This window comes from Evansella clarkii, assembly GCF_002019695.1.
Taxonomy (GTDB): Bacteria; Bacillota; Bacilli; order Bacillales; family Salisediminibacteriaceae; genus Evansella; species Evansella clarkii.
In genome coordinates, this window is sequence record NZ_KV917376.1 from 2,111,795 (window position 1) to 2,130,165 (window position 18,371).

23 protein-coding genes are annotated in these 18,371 nt (G+C 41.5%); 14 read left to right on the forward strand and 9 right to left on the reverse strand.

All coding sequences use genetic code 11. From position 1 onward, the window contains the following. The first annotated feature begins 51 nt into the window (after nucleotides 1-51). Entirely contained in the window at nucleotides 52-345 is a 294-nt protein-coding gene (locus BK582_RS09440) for a YutD family protein (RefSeq protein WP_078594596.1), read from the forward strand. Nucleotides 346-560: 215 nt separating this feature from the next. On the opposite strand, the gene BK582_RS09445 is transcribed toward BK582_RS09440, so the two are convergent. From BK582_RS09445 to glpX, 3 genes are all read right to left on the reverse strand, one after another. Further along, nucleotides 561-836 carry a hypothetical protein gene (locus tag BK582_RS09445; protein ID WP_078594598.1) on the reverse strand — a complete coding sequence of 92 codons (276 nt, stop codon included), beginning with the start codon at nucleotides 834-836 and terminating at the stop codon, nucleotides 561-563. Between the two features lie 145 nt (nucleotides 837-981). Next, entirely contained in the window at nucleotides 982-1,248 is a 267-nt protein-coding gene (locus BK582_RS09450) for a DUF3055 domain-containing protein (protein WP_078594600.1), read from the reverse strand. A gap of 32 nt (nucleotides 1,249-1,280) precedes the next feature. Beyond that, nucleotides 1,281-2,258, reverse strand: a complete 978-nt coding sequence (gene glpX, locus BK582_RS09455; protein ID WP_078594602.1) for a class II fructose-bisphosphatase — start codon at nucleotides 2,256-2,258, stop codon at nucleotides 1,281-1,283. A gap of 426 nt (nucleotides 2,259-2,684) precedes the next feature. On the opposite strand from glpX, the gene BK582_RS09460 reads away from it, so the two are divergent. The 3 genes from BK582_RS09460 (at nucleotide 2,685) to BK582_RS09470 (ending at nucleotide 4,735) form a co-directional block, all read left to right on the forward strand. Further along, a complete protein-coding gene (locus BK582_RS09460) occupies nucleotides 2,685-3,131 on the forward strand; it encodes a DUF86 domain-containing protein (RefSeq protein ID WP_078594604.1) in 447 nt (148 codons plus the stop codon). A 125-nt stretch (nucleotides 3,132-3,256) separates the two neighbouring features. Further along, nucleotides 3,257-3,892, forward strand: a complete 636-nt coding sequence (locus BK582_RS09465; RefSeq protein ID WP_078594606.1) for a helix-turn-helix transcriptional regulator — start codon at nucleotides 3,257-3,259, stop codon at nucleotides 3,890-3,892. A gap of 78 nt (nucleotides 3,893-3,970) precedes the next feature. Next, nucleotides 3,971-4,735, forward strand: a complete 765-nt coding sequence (locus BK582_RS09470) for a TIGR01457 family HAD-type hydrolase (RefSeq protein WP_078594608.1) — start codon at nucleotides 3,971-3,973, stop codon at nucleotides 4,733-4,735. Between the two features lie 143 nt (nucleotides 4,736-4,878). On the opposite strand, the gene BK582_RS09475 is transcribed toward BK582_RS09470, so the two are convergent. Next, nucleotides 4,879-5,370 carry a phosphatidylglycerophosphatase A family protein gene (locus BK582_RS09475; RefSeq protein WP_078594610.1) on the reverse strand — a complete coding sequence of 164 codons (492 nt, stop codon included), beginning with the start codon at nucleotides 5,368-5,370 and terminating at the stop codon, nucleotides 4,879-4,881. 176 nt (nucleotides 5,371-5,546) lie between these two features. On the opposite strand from BK582_RS09475, the gene yutH reads away from it, so the two are divergent. Next, nucleotides 5,547-6,593, forward strand: a complete 1,047-nt coding sequence (gene yutH / locus BK582_RS09480; RefSeq protein ID WP_078594612.1) for a spore coat putative kinase YutH — start codon at nucleotides 5,547-5,549, stop codon at nucleotides 6,591-6,593. 106 nt (nucleotides 6,594-6,699) lie between these two features. Next, nucleotides 6,700-7,671 (forward strand): 2-hydroxyacid dehydrogenase, encoded by a 972-nt coding sequence (locus BK582_RS09485; protein ID WP_078594614.1) that lies wholly within the window; start codon nucleotides 6,700-6,702, stop codon nucleotides 7,669-7,671. A gap of 58 nt (nucleotides 7,672-7,729) precedes the next feature. Here BK582_RS09485 and BK582_RS09490 read toward each other — a convergent pair whose 3' ends face one another. After that, entirely contained in the window at nucleotides 7,730-7,969 is a 240-nt protein-coding gene (locus BK582_RS09490; RefSeq protein ID WP_078594616.1) for a NifU family protein, read from the reverse strand. 175 nt (nucleotides 7,970-8,144) lie between these two features. On the opposite strand from BK582_RS09490, the gene BK582_RS09495 reads away from it, so the two are divergent. Beyond that, nucleotides 8,145-8,450, forward strand: coding sequence for a YuzD family protein (locus BK582_RS09495; protein WP_078594618.1), 306 nt, complete (start codon nucleotides 8,145-8,147; stop codon nucleotides 8,448-8,450). Nucleotides 8,451-8,532: 82 nt separating this feature from the next. On the opposite strand, the gene BK582_RS09500 is transcribed toward BK582_RS09495, so the two are convergent. Next, entirely contained in the window at nucleotides 8,533-9,603 is a 1,071-nt protein-coding gene (locus BK582_RS09500; RefSeq protein WP_078594620.1) for an NAD(P)/FAD-dependent oxidoreductase, read from the reverse strand. Nucleotides 9,604-9,857: 254 nt separating this feature from the next. On the opposite strand from BK582_RS09500, the gene BK582_RS09505 reads away from it, so the two are divergent. The 3 genes from BK582_RS09505 (at nucleotide 9,858) to dapF (ending at nucleotide 11,341) form a co-directional block, all read left to right on the forward strand. Further along, nucleotides 9,858-10,094 carry a YuzB family protein gene (locus BK582_RS09505; protein WP_078594623.1) on the forward strand — a complete coding sequence of 79 codons (237 nt, stop codon included), beginning with the start codon at nucleotides 9,858-9,860 and terminating at the stop codon, nucleotides 10,092-10,094. 112 nt (nucleotides 10,095-10,206) lie between these two features. After that, the gene (locus tag BK582_RS09510) at nucleotides 10,207-10,443 is read left to right on the forward strand and encodes a hypothetical protein (protein ID WP_078594625.1); all 237 of its coding nucleotides are present in this window, start codon (nucleotides 10,207-10,209) and stop codon (nucleotides 10,441-10,443) included. Between the two features lie 16 nt (nucleotides 10,444-10,459). Beyond that, complete coding sequence (gene dapF / locus BK582_RS09515) at nucleotides 10,460-11,341, forward strand: diaminopimelate epimerase (protein ID WP_078594627.1); 882 nt, start codon at nucleotides 10,460-10,462, stop codon at nucleotides 11,339-11,341. A gap of 328 nt (nucleotides 11,342-11,669) precedes the next feature. Here the strand turns inward: dapF and mqnE are convergent, their stop codons facing one another. After that, nucleotides 11,670-12,764: an aminofutalosine synthase MqnE gene (gene mqnE, locus BK582_RS09520; RefSeq protein ID WP_078594630.1), complete on the reverse strand. Its 1,095-nt coding sequence runs from the start codon at nucleotides 12,762-12,764 to the stop codon at nucleotides 11,670-11,672. A 319-nt stretch (nucleotides 12,765-13,083) separates the two neighbouring features. Between mqnE and BK582_RS09525 the strand changes: the two genes are divergently transcribed. Then, nucleotides 13,084-13,437, forward strand: a complete 354-nt coding sequence (locus tag BK582_RS09525) for a HesB/IscA family protein (protein WP_078597940.1) — start codon at nucleotides 13,084-13,086, stop codon at nucleotides 13,435-13,437. Between the two features lie 114 nt (nucleotides 13,438-13,551). On the opposite strand, the gene BK582_RS09530 is transcribed toward BK582_RS09525, so the two are convergent. Further along, nucleotides 13,552-14,547 (reverse strand): NAD(P)/FAD-dependent oxidoreductase, encoded by a 996-nt coding sequence (locus BK582_RS09530; RefSeq protein ID WP_078594632.1) that lies wholly within the window; start codon nucleotides 14,545-14,547, stop codon nucleotides 13,552-13,554. 405 nt (nucleotides 14,548-14,952) lie between these two features. On the opposite strand from BK582_RS09530, the gene BK582_RS09535 reads away from it, so the two are divergent. From BK582_RS09535 to BK582_RS09545, 3 genes are all read left to right on the forward strand, one after another. Further along, the gene (locus BK582_RS09535; protein ID WP_078594634.1) at nucleotides 14,953-16,164 is read left to right on the forward strand and encodes an NAD(P)/FAD-dependent oxidoreductase; all 1,212 of its coding nucleotides are present in this window, start codon (nucleotides 14,953-14,955) and stop codon (nucleotides 16,162-16,164) included. A gap of 514 nt (nucleotides 16,165-16,678) precedes the next feature. Further along, on the forward strand, nucleotides 16,679-16,816 hold the full coding sequence (locus tag BK582_RS26920; RefSeq protein ID WP_167553062.1) for a YuiA family protein: 138 nt from the start codon (nucleotides 16,679-16,681) through the stop codon (nucleotides 16,814-16,816). 197 nt (nucleotides 16,817-17,013) lie between these two features. After that, nucleotides 17,014-17,337: a YuiB family protein gene (locus tag BK582_RS09545; RefSeq protein ID WP_078594639.1), complete on the forward strand. Its 324-nt coding sequence runs from the start codon at nucleotides 17,014-17,016 to the stop codon at nucleotides 17,335-17,337. Between the two features lie 126 nt (nucleotides 17,338-17,463). Here the strand turns inward: BK582_RS09545 and BK582_RS09550 are convergent. Next, nucleotides 17,464-18,371, reverse strand: a 908-nt coding sequence (locus BK582_RS09550; RefSeq protein WP_078594641.1) for an IS1182 family transposase, incomplete at its 5' end; no start/stop codon positions are given.

The following is an 18,371-nucleotide window of genomic DNA, read 5'->3' on the forward strand; positions in this document are numbered from 1 at the left end:
ATTCCATGAGAAATCAGGCAAGATATATATATAAAGTGAGGTGTATGCTATATGGTCCGCATCCAGGGAAACACTTATGAGGTTCTGGAAGATGTCCGCGATGGATGGGCAGAAGAGGAATTCAAAAACAGATACAGTGATGTATTAAATAAATATGATTATATAGTCGGTGACTGGGGTTATGAACAGCTCAGGTTAAAAGGTTTTTTTGAGGATAGTCATAAAAAATCCGGCTTTGACGCAAAGATCAGTTCTCTCCCGGAGTACTTATATGAATACTGTAACTTCGGCTGCGCATATTTTGTGCTGAAAAAAGTAAAGGGAGAAGAAAAAAGTCCTTCTTAAACAGTAGAGACTGGGACAGAGAAAAGTATTTACCTTGAAAAAACGAATGGTAAAGTTCACTTAGGTCAGGAAATATACGACTGTCTCTTCCTCTTCCGGAGCGTTATCTATGCTCCTGTTCTGCTCCTCATTCGTTTTTTTCTTTAGGAAATATCCTTTTGTCCCCAGTCTCTTTTTGCTGCCTTTTTTATATTAAATTGGAATTCAAGCAGATGTTAATAAGGATTACTTTTATCGACTCGTTTGTCTGCATGCGTAGGGTGGGCTCCTGCTTCTTTTCTTGGTGCATTCTGGTGATAGTTGCGATTTTCGTAAACAAAGGCGCTGGCAGCCTGCTGCCCTTCTTCCCAGGGAGTAGTCTTCTTAAGAGTTCCTTCAATAGGAGAGCCATACGGACCTTCAGGAGACTGTTCAGGGATAAGTTGTTTCCTGTTCTTTTCCACCGTTATAAAATCAGAGTATTTTTCATCTTTGTCCAGTTCATGATCCATCAAAAAACACCTCCTTGCCCTTATTATTGGCAAAAAGGTGTTTTCTTTCCTGAATAGCTGTGTGCAAATAATGGAACTGCATTTGAGGAAATATCTTCGGCAGTTCAATGAACACAATATTTGGTGCTGGAGAGGAAATGGCCATTCAGAGGATTTCGTATAGAAATTCCCTTAGTTCCCCGCCTTCTTCGTCATTCATTTTAAAGGTCTCCTCAAGGTATCCTGGTTCTTCGAGGTCGTCCTGGCCAAGAATAGCAAAACGGCTGGACTGTATGTCAAGGACGAGCTTTTTACCGTAATAACGGTCTGTTGTGATTACTACTAGATCAAATCTCTGATGCTCCCCCATAAAGCTTACATATCTGGTCTTTGTTTCTTCCGTTTCATCATATAAGAAAAAACGTTCTGACATATAATCCCGCTCCTTTTCGATTCTCCAATTTCTTACTGATCCTCAGGCATTGCAAGATGAGGTTTTCTTTCCAGTCGATGATGTGTCTTAATATACCGGATTGTCCCGGTTTTTGCACGCATTACAATCGAATCTGTCTCAACGAGATCCCCTCCGAGAAACCTTACGCCCTCAAGAAGTTCTCCTGAAGAAACCCCTGTGGCGGCAAAAATCGCATCGTCTCCTTTAACAAGGTCGTTCAGCTGAAGAACTTCAGATAAATCAGTGATCCCCATTTTCCTGCATCTCTCAGCTTCTTCATCATTCATTGGCACAAGCCTTGCCTGCATGTCACCGCCCAGAGCTTTGATCGCTGCAGCGGAGATCACTCCTTCAGGGGCTCCTCCTGTTCCCACGAACAAATCTATTCCGGTTCTCGGCATGACCGTGGCGATAGATGCTCCTACATCACCGTCTCCAAATAGTTTAACACGTGCGCCTTTTTTCCGTATTCTTTCTACCAGTTCTTCATGTCTCTTTCTTTCCTGTATGATTACAGTGACATCTCTTACGCGCTTATTTGTCATTTTGGCAACGATATCAATAGTTTTTTCAATAGGGTCTGTGAGACGGACTAAGCCTGCAGCTTCCGGGCCTACCGCTATTTTTTCCATATACATATCCGGGGCATGCAGGAGAGTTCCTTTATCTCCTACTGCAATAACTGCCATGGCATTGGGGTGGCCTTTTGCAACAATGCTGGTCCCTTCCAGGGGATCTACCGCAATATCCACTTCCGGGCCGCTTCCGCTGCCCAGTTCTTCTCCTATGTATAACATTGGTGCTTCGTCCAGCTCTCCTTCGCCAATAACGACAGTACCTTGCATGTTTACAGAATCAAACATGCTCCGCATTGCTGTTGTTGCCGCATCGTCCGCTTCATTCTTTAATCCTCTCCCCATCCATTGTGAGGAAGCAAGTGCTGCCGCTTCGGTGACTCTTACGATTTCCAGTGCTAATTCCCGATCCATAAAAAGTACCTCCAGTTTCTCCAAATTGTTTTCTATGATATTATTTTTCTATACTATGTAAACTGAAAAGAAATCAGTGCATAGCCCTGTTCTGTATTTGTTATTACATAATCCTACATCATAATAACAAAAAACATGTTTAAAATACATTTATTTTTCGTTTTTCAGGGAATTAATCATCGAAAAACCTTAAATGTGACATACTATTTGTTTTTGGGAAGGGCTATCTTAAACGTGAATGTTGGTTTTGAAAATTTGATTGTAGCGAAAGGCGTGAGACGCCTTCGGGAATAGCATTAGCTGAAGATCCCGCAGGGCGGTTTTTCCCGAGGAAGCTGAAGCAATGCCCGAGGCAAGCGAGCGTCCTGTAGTGAAATCAACATCTAAGTTTAATACAGCCTATAAAAGAAAGGGGATTGTTCTGTTATGTATTTTGTTGACAGAGAATTGCTTGAGAAAAGGCTTGTTTATTTAGAAAAAAATATGAAGGTTTTTTCTGAAAGTAAAGAATGGGTTTCCGAAGTAGAGAAAGCTGCACTGGAACGAATCAGCCATATGTTAATTGAAACGATCACAGACACCGGAAATCAGATGATCGATGGGTTCATTATGAGAGACCCGGGAAGCTACAACGATATTATTGATATCCTTGTTGATGAAAAGGTTATTTCCAAGCCTGAAGGAGACTCCCTTAAAAGAGTTTTTGCATGGAGAAAACCACTGCTTCAGGAATATACAAACATTGACCATAAAAAGCTTCACGATAGCATGCTTGCGGAAAGCACAGCATTGCTTAATTATCCAGGAAAAGTGCGCCGGTATATTGAAAACGAACTAGGACCTGTTTCCGCATTCCTGCCGCAAAAAGATTAATTCATCGGGCGAGCAGGCAGTGAACAATTTTTGAACGAATTAAGGCTATTTTTCTAACTTTCTGTATAGTAAATTTACAAGCTGTTTTCCTTTCTATACAATTAAGCTGAAGGATGGTGAGGAAAATGGCCTTACAACCCACCTCAACACGGGATCAGATTTTAGTGCTGCTTAAAAAGCAGCAGGAATTAACTGTTGCAAGTGTAGCTGTAAAACTGGATATAACTGAAATGGCTGTCAGAAGGCATCTTAACACCCTTGAAAAAGATGGTTATGTTATGACAAGCCTGGTACGCCAGTCAATGGGCAGACCTGTCAAACTATACAGGCTGACTTCTGCAGGGGAAGAATTATTTCCGAGGGATTACAGCAGTCTGGCTATTGATCTGCTAAGAGGGACAGAACAGATTAACGGCCCCGGTGTAGTATGGAAATTGTTTCTGCAGAGAAATAACAGGCTTATCAGAAAACATGAGAAGAGACTGTCTTCAAAGGATTACGATGAAAAAGTAAATGAGCTGGCAAGAATTCAGAACGAAGATGGATACATGGTTGAGCTTGTTCGTGAAGAAGATGGATCTTATGTAATTAAGCAGTTCAACTGCCCTCTATTTAAAGCTGCAAAGCAATTTCCCGACTTATGCAAGGCGGAAAGAGCTTTATTCCAGGAGCTGCTTAGCCCGGCAGAAGTAAAATGTGAGACGTTTATGCTCTCTGGACAAGCACCTTATTGTTATTATAAAATCAATAGAACTAATTAAGACGCCGCTTATAAAGTGGCGGTTTTTTTTCACTCTCTTGCAGGAATAAAGATACATAATTATTGGAGGTTTTCAGCAATGAAACAATATAAAGGATATTTAATTGACCTTGATGGCACGATGTATCGGGGGGAGGAAAGAATCGATGCTGCCTCAAGATTTGTTACTAAGTTGGCAGAACAGGAAATACCCCATTTGTTTGTGACGAATAACTCTTCCAAGACACCTGAGCAGGTTTCTGATAAGCTCCTCTCCATGGACATACCGGCGAAACCGGAACAGGTGGTCACTTCAAGTGTAGCTGCGGCCAGATTTATTAAAAAGCAGTACGGTGAGACCGGAGTTTATATGATAGGAGAGAAAGGACTCAAAACCGCTCTGGAGGATGAAGGACACCGGTTGACAGAAGAAGCACCTGAAGTTGTTGTCATGGGTATAGACCATGAAATTAGTTATGAAAAACTTGCAAAAGCGGCCCTTGCCGTACGTAATGGAGCTGCTTTTATTTCTACAAACGGAGATGTAGCTATCCCTACAGAAAGAGGACTGCTGCCTGGTAATGGGGCTCTAACGTCGGTCGTTGAAGTATCTACAGGGCAAAAACCGGTTTTTATTGGGAAGCCGGAGTCGGTAATAGTGGAATTAGCACTTGAAATGCTGGGAACTTCTCTGCAGGATACCGTCATGGTGGGTGATAATTATCAGACAGATATACTTGCTGGAATTAATGCAGGTATGGATACTATTATTGTTCACACAGGAGTGACGGCAAAGGATCAGCTTGGCGGTTTTAAAATCCAGCCGTCCTGGTCGATCGATTCACTGGATGACTGGAAGTTTTGAAAAACAAGGCAATCAATGAAATAGTGGAAAGAGGATCCGATCCGCCAATAAATACAGCACCCGATCCTCTCCTTAATTATCTGTTATTTATACAAAAAAGGACATTCATCTGCTGAATGTCCTTTTTTACCCTTTATTAAATTTTATTCACTATCTTCCGCACCATGGGCCAGACGGCTGGACGCGGCGGCTGCTATAGCTCCTACAATATCATCCAGGAAGGTGTGGCAGCCATTACTTTTATCGTTTAGTTTTTTCAGGATTCCAGGTTTTAGCTTATCAATATAACCATAGTTCGTAAAGCCTATAGACCCGTAGACATTTACGATGGACAGAGCAACGACTTCATCAACCCCATATAATCCTTCATCTCTTTCGATGATTCCCTGCAGAGGCTCAGCGAGCATTTTTTCTTCGGCCAGACGATCCAGCTGGATACCGGTGATGATGGCATTCTGCACCTCACGTTTAGTAAGGACCCTCTCGACGTTTTCTCTGCATAAATCCATTGTTAAATTGGGATAGTACTTCTCCTGCAGAAAAAATACAAGCTCTGCTATATCTTCAATAGTTACGCCTCTTTCATGAAGCCAGCTTCTCGCCGTTTTTGTAATAAGCTTACTGTTCTCTTTCATAACATCACCCTAAGTTATTGTATAGATAAGTATATGTTCAATTAGCCATTTTAGTGAAGCTGGTATGTGCAATAGTATATACCCGTACGCTTGTTTTATTCGCATAGGCGGATGAACAAATTGGGCTTTCTCATCATACAATAGTATCGGTATGGTGACCGAAGGGGGGGCAGCACGTGTTAGAACGGGAATTATATGAGAAATACCGGATATATCCAGATGCAATCTTTCATATCGGGAGTGATCAAATTGTGGAGGCAGGAGGGGAGAAATATCTCATTCGTCCCACAGATGAAAGGATGATAAAAAAAGTTCCTGAAAAGAATGCCATGGCACAATGGCTCATTTCACAAGGAGATACGGATGTAGCAATTTTTCTCCCTCCGGACAACCGCAGACATACAGTGTATATTGATGGAGCTGATTCACTTATTTTTCAGGTTCAGAAGCCGGGAGACAGGCAGTACAGATACAGAAAAACGGAGGGTGCAGGCAGCAGGCTGGCAGAATTCCATAATAAAGGCTTTGGCTATACCCCAAACGGTAAGGCGTCTGCACGTGAGACGTCACTAACATGGAAACAGCGCTGGGAGAGAAGGCTGGATCAGCTGGAAGAATGGTATATGGCAAAAGTTCAGGACCCTGAGAAAACATTGTTTGATGAGGACTTCTTTTTAACATTTCCTTATTATTTGGGGATGAGTGAAAATGCTATTCAAATGATGGGAGAAATAGAAGCAGCTGAAAGGGCGTCCTATCAGACACCTGGATACAATACTATATGTCATGAACGGTTCAGCGAAAAGAGCTGGCTTACTCTGGATGAAAATAATGAATCACGGGTAAAGGTCCCGTCTGATTTCACATATGACCATTACACAAGAGATATTGCAGAATACCTCAGAAGTACGTGGCTTGACAATGAAACATCAAGAGAAAGTGCGGGAAAAAAGATTAATACCTTTTTAAATGAGTATGAATCAGTTCGAAGCCTTTCAGGGACGGATCAAAAACGCTTGTTTGCCAGGCTGATGTTTCCGATTCATTATTTTAAAGTAATCGAAAGATATTATCAGACATTAAACGATAAGGAAAAAATCGTGATGGAACAAAAGGCCCTTCATATTTTTAACAACTCCAAAGAATATGAACAGCTCCTGGCATTGCTAGTAAGAAGGTATCGTTCTCTTCGGAGAAGCGGGCTTCCTGAATGGATTGTCTAATTGGCTCTCTGGCAATGGCTTAAATCGTGAATTTTGCTCCTCTGTAATAGGAAAAGGTATACTGGGATGAGAGCTGAAATCATTTCCAGGAAGGGTGAGCTTATTGATGTCGTCCAGACCATATGTCTTTGTAACGAGGAAAATACCGGAAGAAACACTTGTAACGCTTAAAGAAAAAGCAGAAGTAAAAATGTGGCCAAAAGAGGAAGAGCCTGTGCCGAGAGAGGTGCTGCTTGAAGAAGCAGGAAGGGCAGAGGGACTGCTTACAATGCTTTCGGACAGCATTGATAAAGAACTGCTTGAGCAAGCGCCAAAACTCAAGGTAGTCGCAAACATGGCAGTTGGATACGATAATATTGATGTATCCTTTGCACGTGAGAAAAACGTCTTTGTCTGTAATACCCCGGATGTTTTGACGGAAACAACAGCTGACCTCACTTTTGCGCTGCTAATGGCTTCAGCAAGAAGGCTTGTGGAGGCGTCTGAGTATATTAAAGACGATCGCTGGAAAAACTGGAGTCCGCTGCTTCTTGCAGGAGCCGACATCCATCATAAAACAATAGGGATCTTCGGGATGGGCAGGATAGGCGCCGCAGTCGCAAAACGAGCAGCTGGTTTTGGAATGAATGTACTTTATCATAACAGATCAAGGAACATTCAGGCAGAAAAGGAGCTTGGTGCTTCTTACGTAAGCTTTTCAGAACTGCTGGAAGATGCGGACTTTGTTGTATCTCTAGCACCGTTAACTGAGTCTACGAGGAATGTATTTAACGAGGATGCTTTCAGTAAGATGAAAAATACTGCATTCTTCATTAATGCCTCCAGGGGCGGCCTGGTGGATGAAGGTGCACTTGCAGGAGCGCTGGAAAACCTGCAGATTGCCGGGGCAGGCCTTGATGTTTTTAAAGAGGAACCAATTGGAAAAGACCATCCGCTGTTACGGTTTAAAAATGTCACTGTCCTGCCGCATATCGGAAGCGCAAGCAGGGAAACACGTCTGAAAATGGCTTCTCTCGCCGGAAAAAATATAGCAGACGTATTAGGCGGAATAAAACCGGAAGCCGAAGTGGCGGAGTGATAGTTAAAGAAAATGAAAAAAAACGCATTCACCGAGGTGAATGCGTTCTTAATATAAATTAAAATACTTGTTCCAGTTCAGTAACTCCTGGTACTTCTTCAAGCAGTGCCCGCTCAATACCAGCTTTTAATGTGATTGTTGAACTTGGGCAGGATCCGCAAGCTCCCATAAGTCTTACTTTAACTACTCCATCCTCAATATCAACGAGTTCAACGTCTCCTCCGTCACGAAGAAGGAAAGGACGTAATTTATCTAGTACCTCTTGTACTTGTTCTTCCATAGTTGCGTTTGCAGCCATTGTAAAAACACTCCTTTCTTTCCTTTATTATAATATCCCGGTGGGAAAAAATCCATGAACAGAACAGATTTTTTACATTTTACTATCGCAAATGTGTCGATAATGTAAACTCATTATAACATCATATGATACAATATGAAATAAAAGTGTTCTTTCATTAAAGGGGAGAAAATTTATGCAGCCAATTACTATTACAGTATACGGAGCAGAGGAAAAGTGTGCAAGCTGTATTCACCTGCCCAGTGCGCTGGAAACGAAAGAATGGCTGGAGGCAGCTGTGAACCGCAAATTTCCTGACTATGATATAACATTTAAATATTGCGATATTGAAGCTCCTCTATCAGAAGAGGAAAAAGACTTTTCAATGAAGATTCTTGATGATGAGTACTTTTATCCTCTGGTAGTAATTAATGGAGAAGTAGCAGGGGAAGGGAATCCTAAACTGCCGGCTATTTACAAAATAATTGAAGCTCAGCTTTAATTATTTGCTGTTAAGGTGAATACGACATATATTTTCAAATCAAAAAACCCGCTGTTTTTTTATGACAGACGGGTTTTTAATCCTAATAACCTGTATGATGTTTGTACATCCACAGCACTCCGGATTTTAGTACTCTTGGAACACGTCCGGTTAGTGCTTTTTCTCCCATGAGCCCAAACCCATGTTTTTTTCCAAGAGAACCGAGTACACCTTTTAGCTTTATTTTAGGCAGTTCTTCCGGAAGCTCTTCCCCTGTCCACTTCTTCGTTAAGATAGAGACAAGCTGTTCTGCCTGTGCTTCCGCAAGCTGTGCACTTGGGGCATGGTCAACAGAGGCGCAGTCTCCGATCACATAGGCATTTTTAAAACCAGGTATTTCATAATACTTGGTTATTTTTACCCGGCCCATTTTATCTTTGTCTGTTTCAAGATCCCGTACAACTTCATTCGCCTGTATTCCCGCCGTCCAGATAATAGCGTCTGCTGCCGCTGGTTCATCGTGGTTATACAGTACATTTGGCTCTACTTTAGTGATATTTGCTTTATTAATTATCTCGATATTATGGTCCACAAGCCATTCAGTTACATAGTTATAGAGCTTTTCAGGAAACATGGAGAGGATGTTCTGGCCGCGGTCGAACATCTTAATATTCAGATCAGGACGGCTTTCCCGAAGTTCACTGGCAAGTTCCACTCCGCTTAATCCGCCGCCAACAATCGCTACAGTTCCGTTAGCTCCTACATTCTGAAGTTTATGGTAGGTTGTTCTTGCCTTTCTCATGCTTTGAATGCTTAACGTATTCTCCGGAGCTCCCGGAACGTTATGGTATTTGTCCTCACATCCGAGGGCGATTACCAGGTCATCGTATGCCTGGGATTCACCATTAGAAAGGTTTACTGCATTTTTTTCAAGATCAATTTCAGTTACTGTTTCGAATTTAAGCTCTAGACGCACATCATTTGGGAATGACATACGAAGATGGGTATCAGCTACCGTACCTGCCGCCAGGGCATAGAATTCTGTTTTCAGGCTATGGTATGGTTCTTTCTCGATGAGCGTGATATCTGTCCCTGTCATATTCTTAGATGACAGTAACTTTTGAATTACGCGGAGTCCCCCGTATCCGCCGCCTAAAATTAATAACTTCCGCACAAAATCAGCCTCCTCCTGCAGTAAGTGCGAACAGAAAGTCATGAAAACCGTACATTTTTTAATTCCATAACCATCTTATCGATTATGTAAACGCTTTTAACCATATTAAATATTATCAGTTTTATGTCGAAATAACAATATTTTTAAGAATTGTTTGACCAAATAGATTTTTACACCAATACCTGATTATTGACAAGAAATATCGGAAGCGTTAGGATTATAAAGTATGTTGACTAACACAGGAGTGAATTTATATGCAGCCTATTATCGAGTTTTGTGTTAGCAATTTAGCAAGCGGCACCCAGGAAGTAAAGGAAAAGCTGGAAAAAGATCCGAATCTTGATGTAATAGAATACGGATGTTTAAGCTTTTGCGGACAATGTGCCAGAAGTAAATTCGCACTTGTAAATGGTGAGATTGTCAAAGGGGAAACCAATGATGAATTGCTGGCAAATATATATCAGTTTATAGAAGATAATCCAATGTTCTGACATTGTTTTCAAAACGATGCTGCCGGTTTTTTCCGGCAGCTTATTTTTTATTTATATGGCGGGACATTATGCTACAATATTTCCATAACAGCAAATTATAAAGGATGATTAGATGAAACCAATTCCTTTTGACCATACATGGCCATACGAGCGGCAGATGGGGGAAGTGTATTTTACAGAGTGCCCGTATTGCGGGGAACAAAATATACTTACTCATATGTCAGCAAATTCGCTGGAATTAGCAAAAGACAGAGTGAAGCAGCGTCTGAATATGCCATGCTGCAAAACCACAATGATAATTCTCGAAGCAGATGAGGATTACTTCTGGACAAATGAAAGATTACGCTGATTAGATGAGTGGGAGGATGCAGACCATGAAATTCACAAAAATGCATGGGCTTGGTAACCAGTATATATTCGTAAATCAATTTACCGAACAGCTTGCCGAGGACGAACTCGCAGGGCTTGCTATTGAGGTATCAAATATTTATACTGGCATCGGATCTGACGGTATGATCCTGATCGGGCCTTCAGAAACAGCTGACTTGAAAATGAGAGTGTTCAATAAAGACGGCTCGGAAGCGAAAAACTGTGGTAACGGCCTTAGATGTGTTGCTAAATACGCTTATGAAAATAAGCTGGCTGACAACGTTAAAATGAAAATTGAAACTCTTGGGGGTGTGGTGGAAGCTGAGGTTCATTTATTTCAGGGAACAGAAACAGTGGAATTAGTAACTGTGGATATGGGCAAGCCATACTTTTTTCCTGAAGAAATTCCCTTAACAGGAACTGCTGAGACTCCGGTTGTTGGAGAAAAAATCCAAGCTGCTGCTACTGATTACGAAATGACCGCTCTGTCAATGGGCAATCCACATGCAGTGTTTTTTGTGGGGAATATCGAAGCTGCGCCGCTAACTACGCTTGGTCCGTTGATTGAAAAACACGAACGTTTTCCTGAGGGAGTAAATGTGGAATTCGTGGAGATTATCTCCCCGGAAGAAATGCATTTTCGCGTATGGGAAAGAGGGTCAGGCGTAACTCAGGCATGCGGTACAGGTGCCTGTGCAGCGGTTGTTGCTGCAGTATTAAACGGTTATGCTCAAAAAGGTAAAGAAGTGACTGTTCATTTAGCTGGCGGCGACCTATTTATCACATGGGATGTGAACGGCCATGTATGGATGAAAGGACCTTGCGAAACGATATGCGAAGGGACTTATTATCCACTGAATGGAAGAAGGAAAGTCTAAGAAAAAATTAATAATTAATGGAAACTGGACATTGACCGGGGAGGTACCCTGGAAAATGTTCAGTTTTTGTTTGTGAGGAGTTGATTTAGTAAGCGGAAACGGGGGTCCATTTATGAAAGCGGCATCCTATTCTCGAAAACAGCGGGTCCATTCTCGATATAGCAGGTTCCATTCTCGAAATTTGGGGTCCTATTCTCGAAGCGTCATGCTATTCTCGAAAACAGCGGGTCCATTCTCGAAGTAAAATCCTGTTTGCGAAATCCCCTTCCAAATTTAAAACGAACAGACACAAAAAAACCGAGCAGCCACTGCCCGGTTTTCAATCAAATCAATATGTTTTTACAATGTTGTAGAAAGTATCGCGTTCCACAGGAACTTTTCCAGCACCTTTTATTAAGTGTGTCAGTTCGCTTCTCGTTAAACCTTGTGAAGTAAGGGCTCCGGCAGAGTGGGAGATTCTTTCTTCAATTAGGGTCCCGTGAATATCAGAGCTTCCGAAAGTCAACGCCATTTGTGTTAACTGAGGCCCGATATTGATCCAGTAAGCTTTAATATGATCGAAGTTATCGAGCATGAGGCGGCTGATAGCAACCGTGCGCAGGTCATCATATGCAGATGTACGGCGTTTCAGACCAGCGTTTACACTCTTAGGCTGCATAGCCAGCGGGATAAATACCATAAATCCGTTCGTGCGGTCCTGCAGCTGGCGCAGACGGTCCATATGAATCAGTCGCTCTTCTTTAGTTTCGATAGAACCATAAAGCATTGTAGCATGAGTTTTCAATCCAAGCTCATGTGCAATTTCGTGAGCTTCAAGCCACTGATCCGTTGATGCTTTTTCAGGGCTCATCTTTGCACGGTATCTCTCCGTAAGAATTTCCGCTCCACCGCCAGGAATAGTATCTAATCCTGCTTTAATCAGCTCTTCAAGAACTTCTCTCATAGAGAGGCCGGAAATACGGGAGAAGAATTCAATTTCAGCACCAGTATATGCTTTTACAGTGCACTGTGGGTAGTGCTTTTTTAGTGTGCGTACTGTATCAAGGTAGTAATCAAAAGGAACTTCATTGTTATGCCCGCCAACGATATGGAATTCGCGAATATTATCGTTCCAGCGATCGGCTACATATTTAAGCAGTGCCTCTTTATCCATAGTATAGGCGCCTTCTTCGCCTGGCTTACGTTTGAATCCGCAGAATGCACAGCTTGCTTCACAAACGTTTGTCGGATTAATGTACATATTCTCTATGAAGTAAACATTATTTCCGTTTTTCTGCTCGTTCACCTGGTTTGCCAGTTGTGCGACGGTAAGCAAGTCAGGCGTTTCATACAGCTTCAGGCCGTCTTCTATAGTGAGACGTTCTCCAGCAATAACTTTTTGTTTAATGTCCTCAAGACTCTGGTCTAACACTATTGTGCTCATTATGCTCCCCCTGTCAAAAAATATTGAGTTTAAAGTACAATAATATGTCCTTTGCGATAACAGGAATAAAGCTTTACCTGCTGCGGCAATTAGTAAGTATGGAATCAAAAAAGCTTTTCGTTTTTCGAAACTCTCAATCTATCTTATCATCTTTAGCGAATTATTGACAAATAATTAATTAGATGGTTCACATTAATAAATACAAATTCAGGAAAAAAATCCCTTGTTTATTTTAAGAACAGGGAGCTGTTACCTTGATGAAAGAAGCTTGAGAATGTATACTAAACTTAACTTCAGAAGAAAAGATGAGGTGAAAAGAATGATTAACATTAGTGAAGCAGCAGCGGCACAGGTGAAAAAAATGATGGAAGCGGAAGGCGATGACTCTTTAATGCTCCGTGTTGGAGTTAAAGGAGGAGGCTGCTCCGGGCTTTCTTACGGAATGGGCTTTGAAAGTGAAGCTTCTGAAGAAGATACCATTTTTGAACAGCACGGTATCAGTGTGGTTGTAGATAAAGAAAGTGCCCCGATAATAAAAGACCTGGCTATTGATTATAAAGAGAACATGATGGGCGGCGGGTTTACCATCGACAACCCTAACGCCATTGCAAACTGCGGTTGTGGTTCTTCTTTCAGAACAGCAACGAATGCAGGAACTCCGGAAGACTGTTAATAAAAAATCCCCAGTTACGTTTCACGTAACTGGTTTTTGTTTTCCCGCCTGATACAGAGGCAATATAAAAGGCTCGCTGCATGTACAAGTGCAGCGAGCCTTTTATCATGTTCTTTAAAACATGCTTGTGCTGTGTCCCGGATGAAGTTTTGCATTTGGATCATAATAAGCTTTCGCGTTGTTTACGGCAACAGGCGCTTCACCGAAGCCGCATGCGATCAGCTTAACTTTACCAGGATAGGTCGCCACGTCTCCAGCCGCGTATATTCCTTTAATGTTTGTCTCCATACGTGAGTTAACCACAATTGAGTTTTTCTCAATTTCAAGCCCCCATTGCTTAATAGGGCCCAGGTTGGAAACAAAACCGAAGTTAACGATTAGAGTGTCAAGCTCAATTGTCTCCGTTTCATCCTTATCTTTGTGCTTGATCTCAATAGCGGTTACTTTTTCGCCATTTCCATGAAGCTTACTGATTATATAAGGTGTTTTAATGTTTATTTTATCAGAGTTCAATAATTGCTCAACGCTATGCTCGTGTGCCCGGAATTTATCCCTGCGATGGACGATGGAAATCTCTTCGGCAATGTCCTCCAGCATGAGAGTCCAGTCTACCGCTGAGTCGCCTCCTCCCAGCAGAACTACTTTATCACCGGCGAATTTCTTCAGATCGTTTACAAAATAGTGCAGATTTTTACCCTCATACTGATCTGCGCCTTCTGTTTCAAGCCGTCTTGGTGAGAAAGCGCCGACACCAGCTGTGATTATAACCGTTTTTGAATAGTGTTCTTCCTTATCTGTTGTCAAGGTGAAAATGCTGTCTTCGCCTTTTTCAACTTTTTCTACGGACTGTTCAAGGACGAGAGTCTGGTCGAAATGGCTTGCCTGCTCGATAAGGTTATCAACGAGCTCCTGAGCACCGACCTTAGGAAAACCGGCTATATCATATATGTATTTTTCAGGATACAATGCTGATAACTGTCCGCCAAGCTGAGGCATTGCTTCGATAATTTTTACCTTCGCCTGCCTCATCCCGCCATAAAAAGCGGTGAAAATTCCGACAGGCCCTCCACCTATAATCGTAATGTCATATATATCTCTTTCTTCTGCCAAAAACGACACCTCCACAAAATATAATATGAACAAGACAATGTTCTCAATATTCATTATAAATGTAAAACATAAGGATTGAAAGTAAGTGTACAGAAGAGGCTTGGTGATTACAACAAATAAGATGAAGAAGATTGTTGATTTATATAAAATGTTCATAAAATAGTCAAAAAGTAGTTGAAAAAAAGCAGGGAAAGCCATATGATTGTGATGGGATAAAAAGTACTCTTCGTGCAAACAGGAAAAACTATCAAGATGAAAAAGTGGTCATTCATTTACTATGCACCCTTACGTGAATTTTATCACAAACTTTAGTTTCGTGTATGGTAAAAAAACACATGCTTGTAAAAACGGGTTATCGGGAAAAATGAAGAGTAAGTATAAAATTAAAATGGAGTTGAGAGAAACATGGATAAAAAGCCAAAAATAGTTATTTTAGGTGCAGGTTATGGAGGAATGATGACTGCAACTCGTCTTCTGAAAGCAAATGTTCATCAGGATGCAGAGATTACCCTCGTAAATAAGCATAATTACCATTATCAGACAACATGGCTTCATGAGCCTGCTGCTGGCACACTTCACCACGATAAGACAAGGATGCGAATTGAAAATGTCCTGGATCTTAACAAAATAGACTTTGTAAAAGATGCTGTAAAAGAAATTAAAACAGAAGATAAAAAAGTTATTCTCGAAGGCGGAGAGCTGGATTATGATTACCTTGTTATCGGCCTTGGTTCAGAGCCGGAGACATTTGGGATTCCTGGTGTGAAAGAACATGCATACTCTATCAGAAGTGTCAACTCTGTTCGTCAAATCCGTGAACATATTGAATATATGTTCGCCAGCTATAATAACGAAGTGGAAAAGCATGAAGATAAATTAACCTTTGTGGTTGCTGGTGCAGGTTTCACAGGAATTGAATTCGTCGGTGAACTATCAGAGCGTATTCCGGAATTATGTGAAGAGTACGATATCGCGAGAGACAAAGTGAAAATCTACTCAGTAGAAGCCGCGCCTACAGCCCTTCCTGGTTTCGATGAAGAACTTGTTGAATATGCAATGAACCTGCTCGAAAGCCGCGGAGTCGAATTCCTGATTGAAACCCCAATTAAAGAAGTAAAAGAAGACGGTGTCTTACTTAATGACGGAAGTGAAATCAAATCTCGCACAGTCGTCTGGACTACAGGAGTAAGAGGCAGCTCCGTTGTTGAGAATTCAGGCTTTGAAACAATGCGCGGCAGAGTGAAGGTTGAAAAAGATCTTCGTGCACCTGGTTATGACGATGTCTTCATTATTGGGGACTGCGCGTTAATTATTAATGAAGAAATCAACCGCCCGTACCCGCCAACTGCACAAATTGCAATTCAGCAGTCGTATACATGTGCAAACAACCTTAAATCTTTAATCCAGGGCAAAGAAGAGCATCTGGAAACATTCAAGCCTGAAATTAAAGGAACTGTAGCCTCCCTTGGCGGCAAGGAAGCTATCGGTATCGTCGGGGAAAGAAAGCTTTATGGCGGTTCTGCTTCAGCAATGAAGAAGATTATTGATAACCGTTACCTTTATTTACTCGGCGGTATGCCGCTTGTGCTGAAGAAAGGTAAGCTGAATATCTTTTAAGGCTGTGCACCACAAATAATATATAAAATTTGCAAACAAAAACAAAAGCGCCTGGATTTTATATCCCAGGCGTTTTGTTTGTTGTCTTTTTCATTTATTTGTCTGTTTTAATGTAAATGTGCTTATATGCGGTTACTCGCCCGGAAGCAGGAACTGGTATAACTCCCTGAGCTCCTTTTTTCTATTTAACGGAATGAGGAACCGCAAGTGCTGTCGGAGCGAATTCTCATTCCGCTATGTCGTTAAAATCCCCTTATTTTATTTAAAAGAATGGCAACGCTTTTGATTTTCAAAAGTTAGCAGACCTTTTCCTTAAAACAGTCTGTTTTTGAAGACCGATAAACTTTTTGAAAAAGGCAGAAAATATTAAATTCGAAGAGTATAATTAAGGGTATTCCAGATGATTGCGCTTACATGGCTTATATGGTCTTTATTTGCTCCTTTTCAATTAATCCTAAAGCTGATATATTATCAGAAACTTCAGAAAATAATACACAGAAAAGGAGGAGTCATCATGGCTCTGCGCAAAAGAGAACTAAAACCAACCGATTGTCCGTATTGCACCGGGAAAGGGTATTTTCAACTGTTACTTGGCGGCTCCGAAACATGTGATAACTGTCATGGCTCAGGTCAGAAACGTACAAAAAGATAATATTTTATTTTAACTAACCCTCTTTTTAAAAGAGGGTTTATTGCTGTTTATGGCTATAAAATTTTCCGGATTATTGGTAAGTGTTTTACATCGCTTGATGCTGAAATAAGCCGGGTGGCACCTTCCTGGGCTTTAGAGATTGACTGGACAATTTGGATTGAGTAAACTAGTTTATGGTGCCTTGGAGGTGAGTGTACATGGAATTACAGCTGCCACAGTTAATTATTGCTATCGTTCTTTATTTTGTACTGTTCTTTGGAATTGGTTTTATATTAAATATGGTTCTCCGTTCCACTTGGACGATGGCTGTAATATATCCGATTGTTATCTTTTTTATTGTAGACCAGGCAGGTGTTCTGGCGTATTTTACTAATCCAGGAGAAGCTTTTCCGACTCTTGGAAATCAATTAATTTCTCTTAAAACTGCAGATATAATAATTTTGCTCTCTGGTTTTATAGGAGCAATTCTTTCAGGTATCGCCATACGAATGCTGAGAGAAAGAGGATACAGAATGTTTTAGCTTTCCTGAGGGAAAGCTCAGATTGTCGAGAAACCCCTGCTTTTTTAAAGCAGAGGGTTTCTCTTTCTATAAAAATGATTTAATAAAGACAAGTTCTTAGTGGGTTAAAGGAGATCGCAAACCATCTTACCCCCTCGTAAGGTGGTTTGCGATCTTCTTTATGTTCTGTGCGATGGCTGTCATCAGTGCTTGTTCACTGGCGCCCTTCACACTCCTCAACCGGCAGTAGCGAAGCCCGTGGAGTTGTTTCGCATCTGCAAAGCTTCGCTCAATCGTTTCTTTTCTCTTTTTATAAAGTAGTTTCCCTTCGGGAGACAGCCGGTTTTCCCTGACCTTCTCTTTACTTTCTTCCCATACATGCCTCGTCATCACCTTTTTATGATTTCTGGAAGACGTACATTGGGAGAGGAAAGGACAAACCCTGCATTTACTCGGATCTGAATGGTACTGCCTGTAACCTTCCCGGTTCGTTGTAGAGTAGATCAACGTGCTTCCGTTGGGACAAGTATAGCTGTCTGTCTTTTTATCATAGGTAAACTTCCATTTTGGAAATAAGCCTTTCTTGGGAGTAAAGCGCCGATGGGCGATGACGCCCATAATGTTTCGCTTCTCCAGCCCATGGCAAATGGGGACGGTTAAGTAACCTGCATCCAGTCCAACAGCTTCTACTTCAAAACCAAAACGCTCTCGCTGGCGGTCCAAACGAGACAAATAAGGACGGGAATCATGGACGTTTCCGGGAGTGACATAGACATCTGTAATAATGTTATATTTCATATCTGTCGTGCGATGATCCAGATAAAAGAAGCCTTCTGGTTTCCCTTCCCGGTACATATATCCGCTATCTTTATCGGTTGTACTAACCTTGACTTCCTTTTCTTCCACCTCCTTCTCTTTTTTTCTTAAGGGCTTTTTTCCATGGGCTTTGCGATCCTCCTCAACGGCTTTATCAAGCTCTTCTATATATTCCTGCGTTTCTACCTGTACTTTTTCCTTAACGAACTTATGCTTATTATTTAAATGAGTTAAATGAG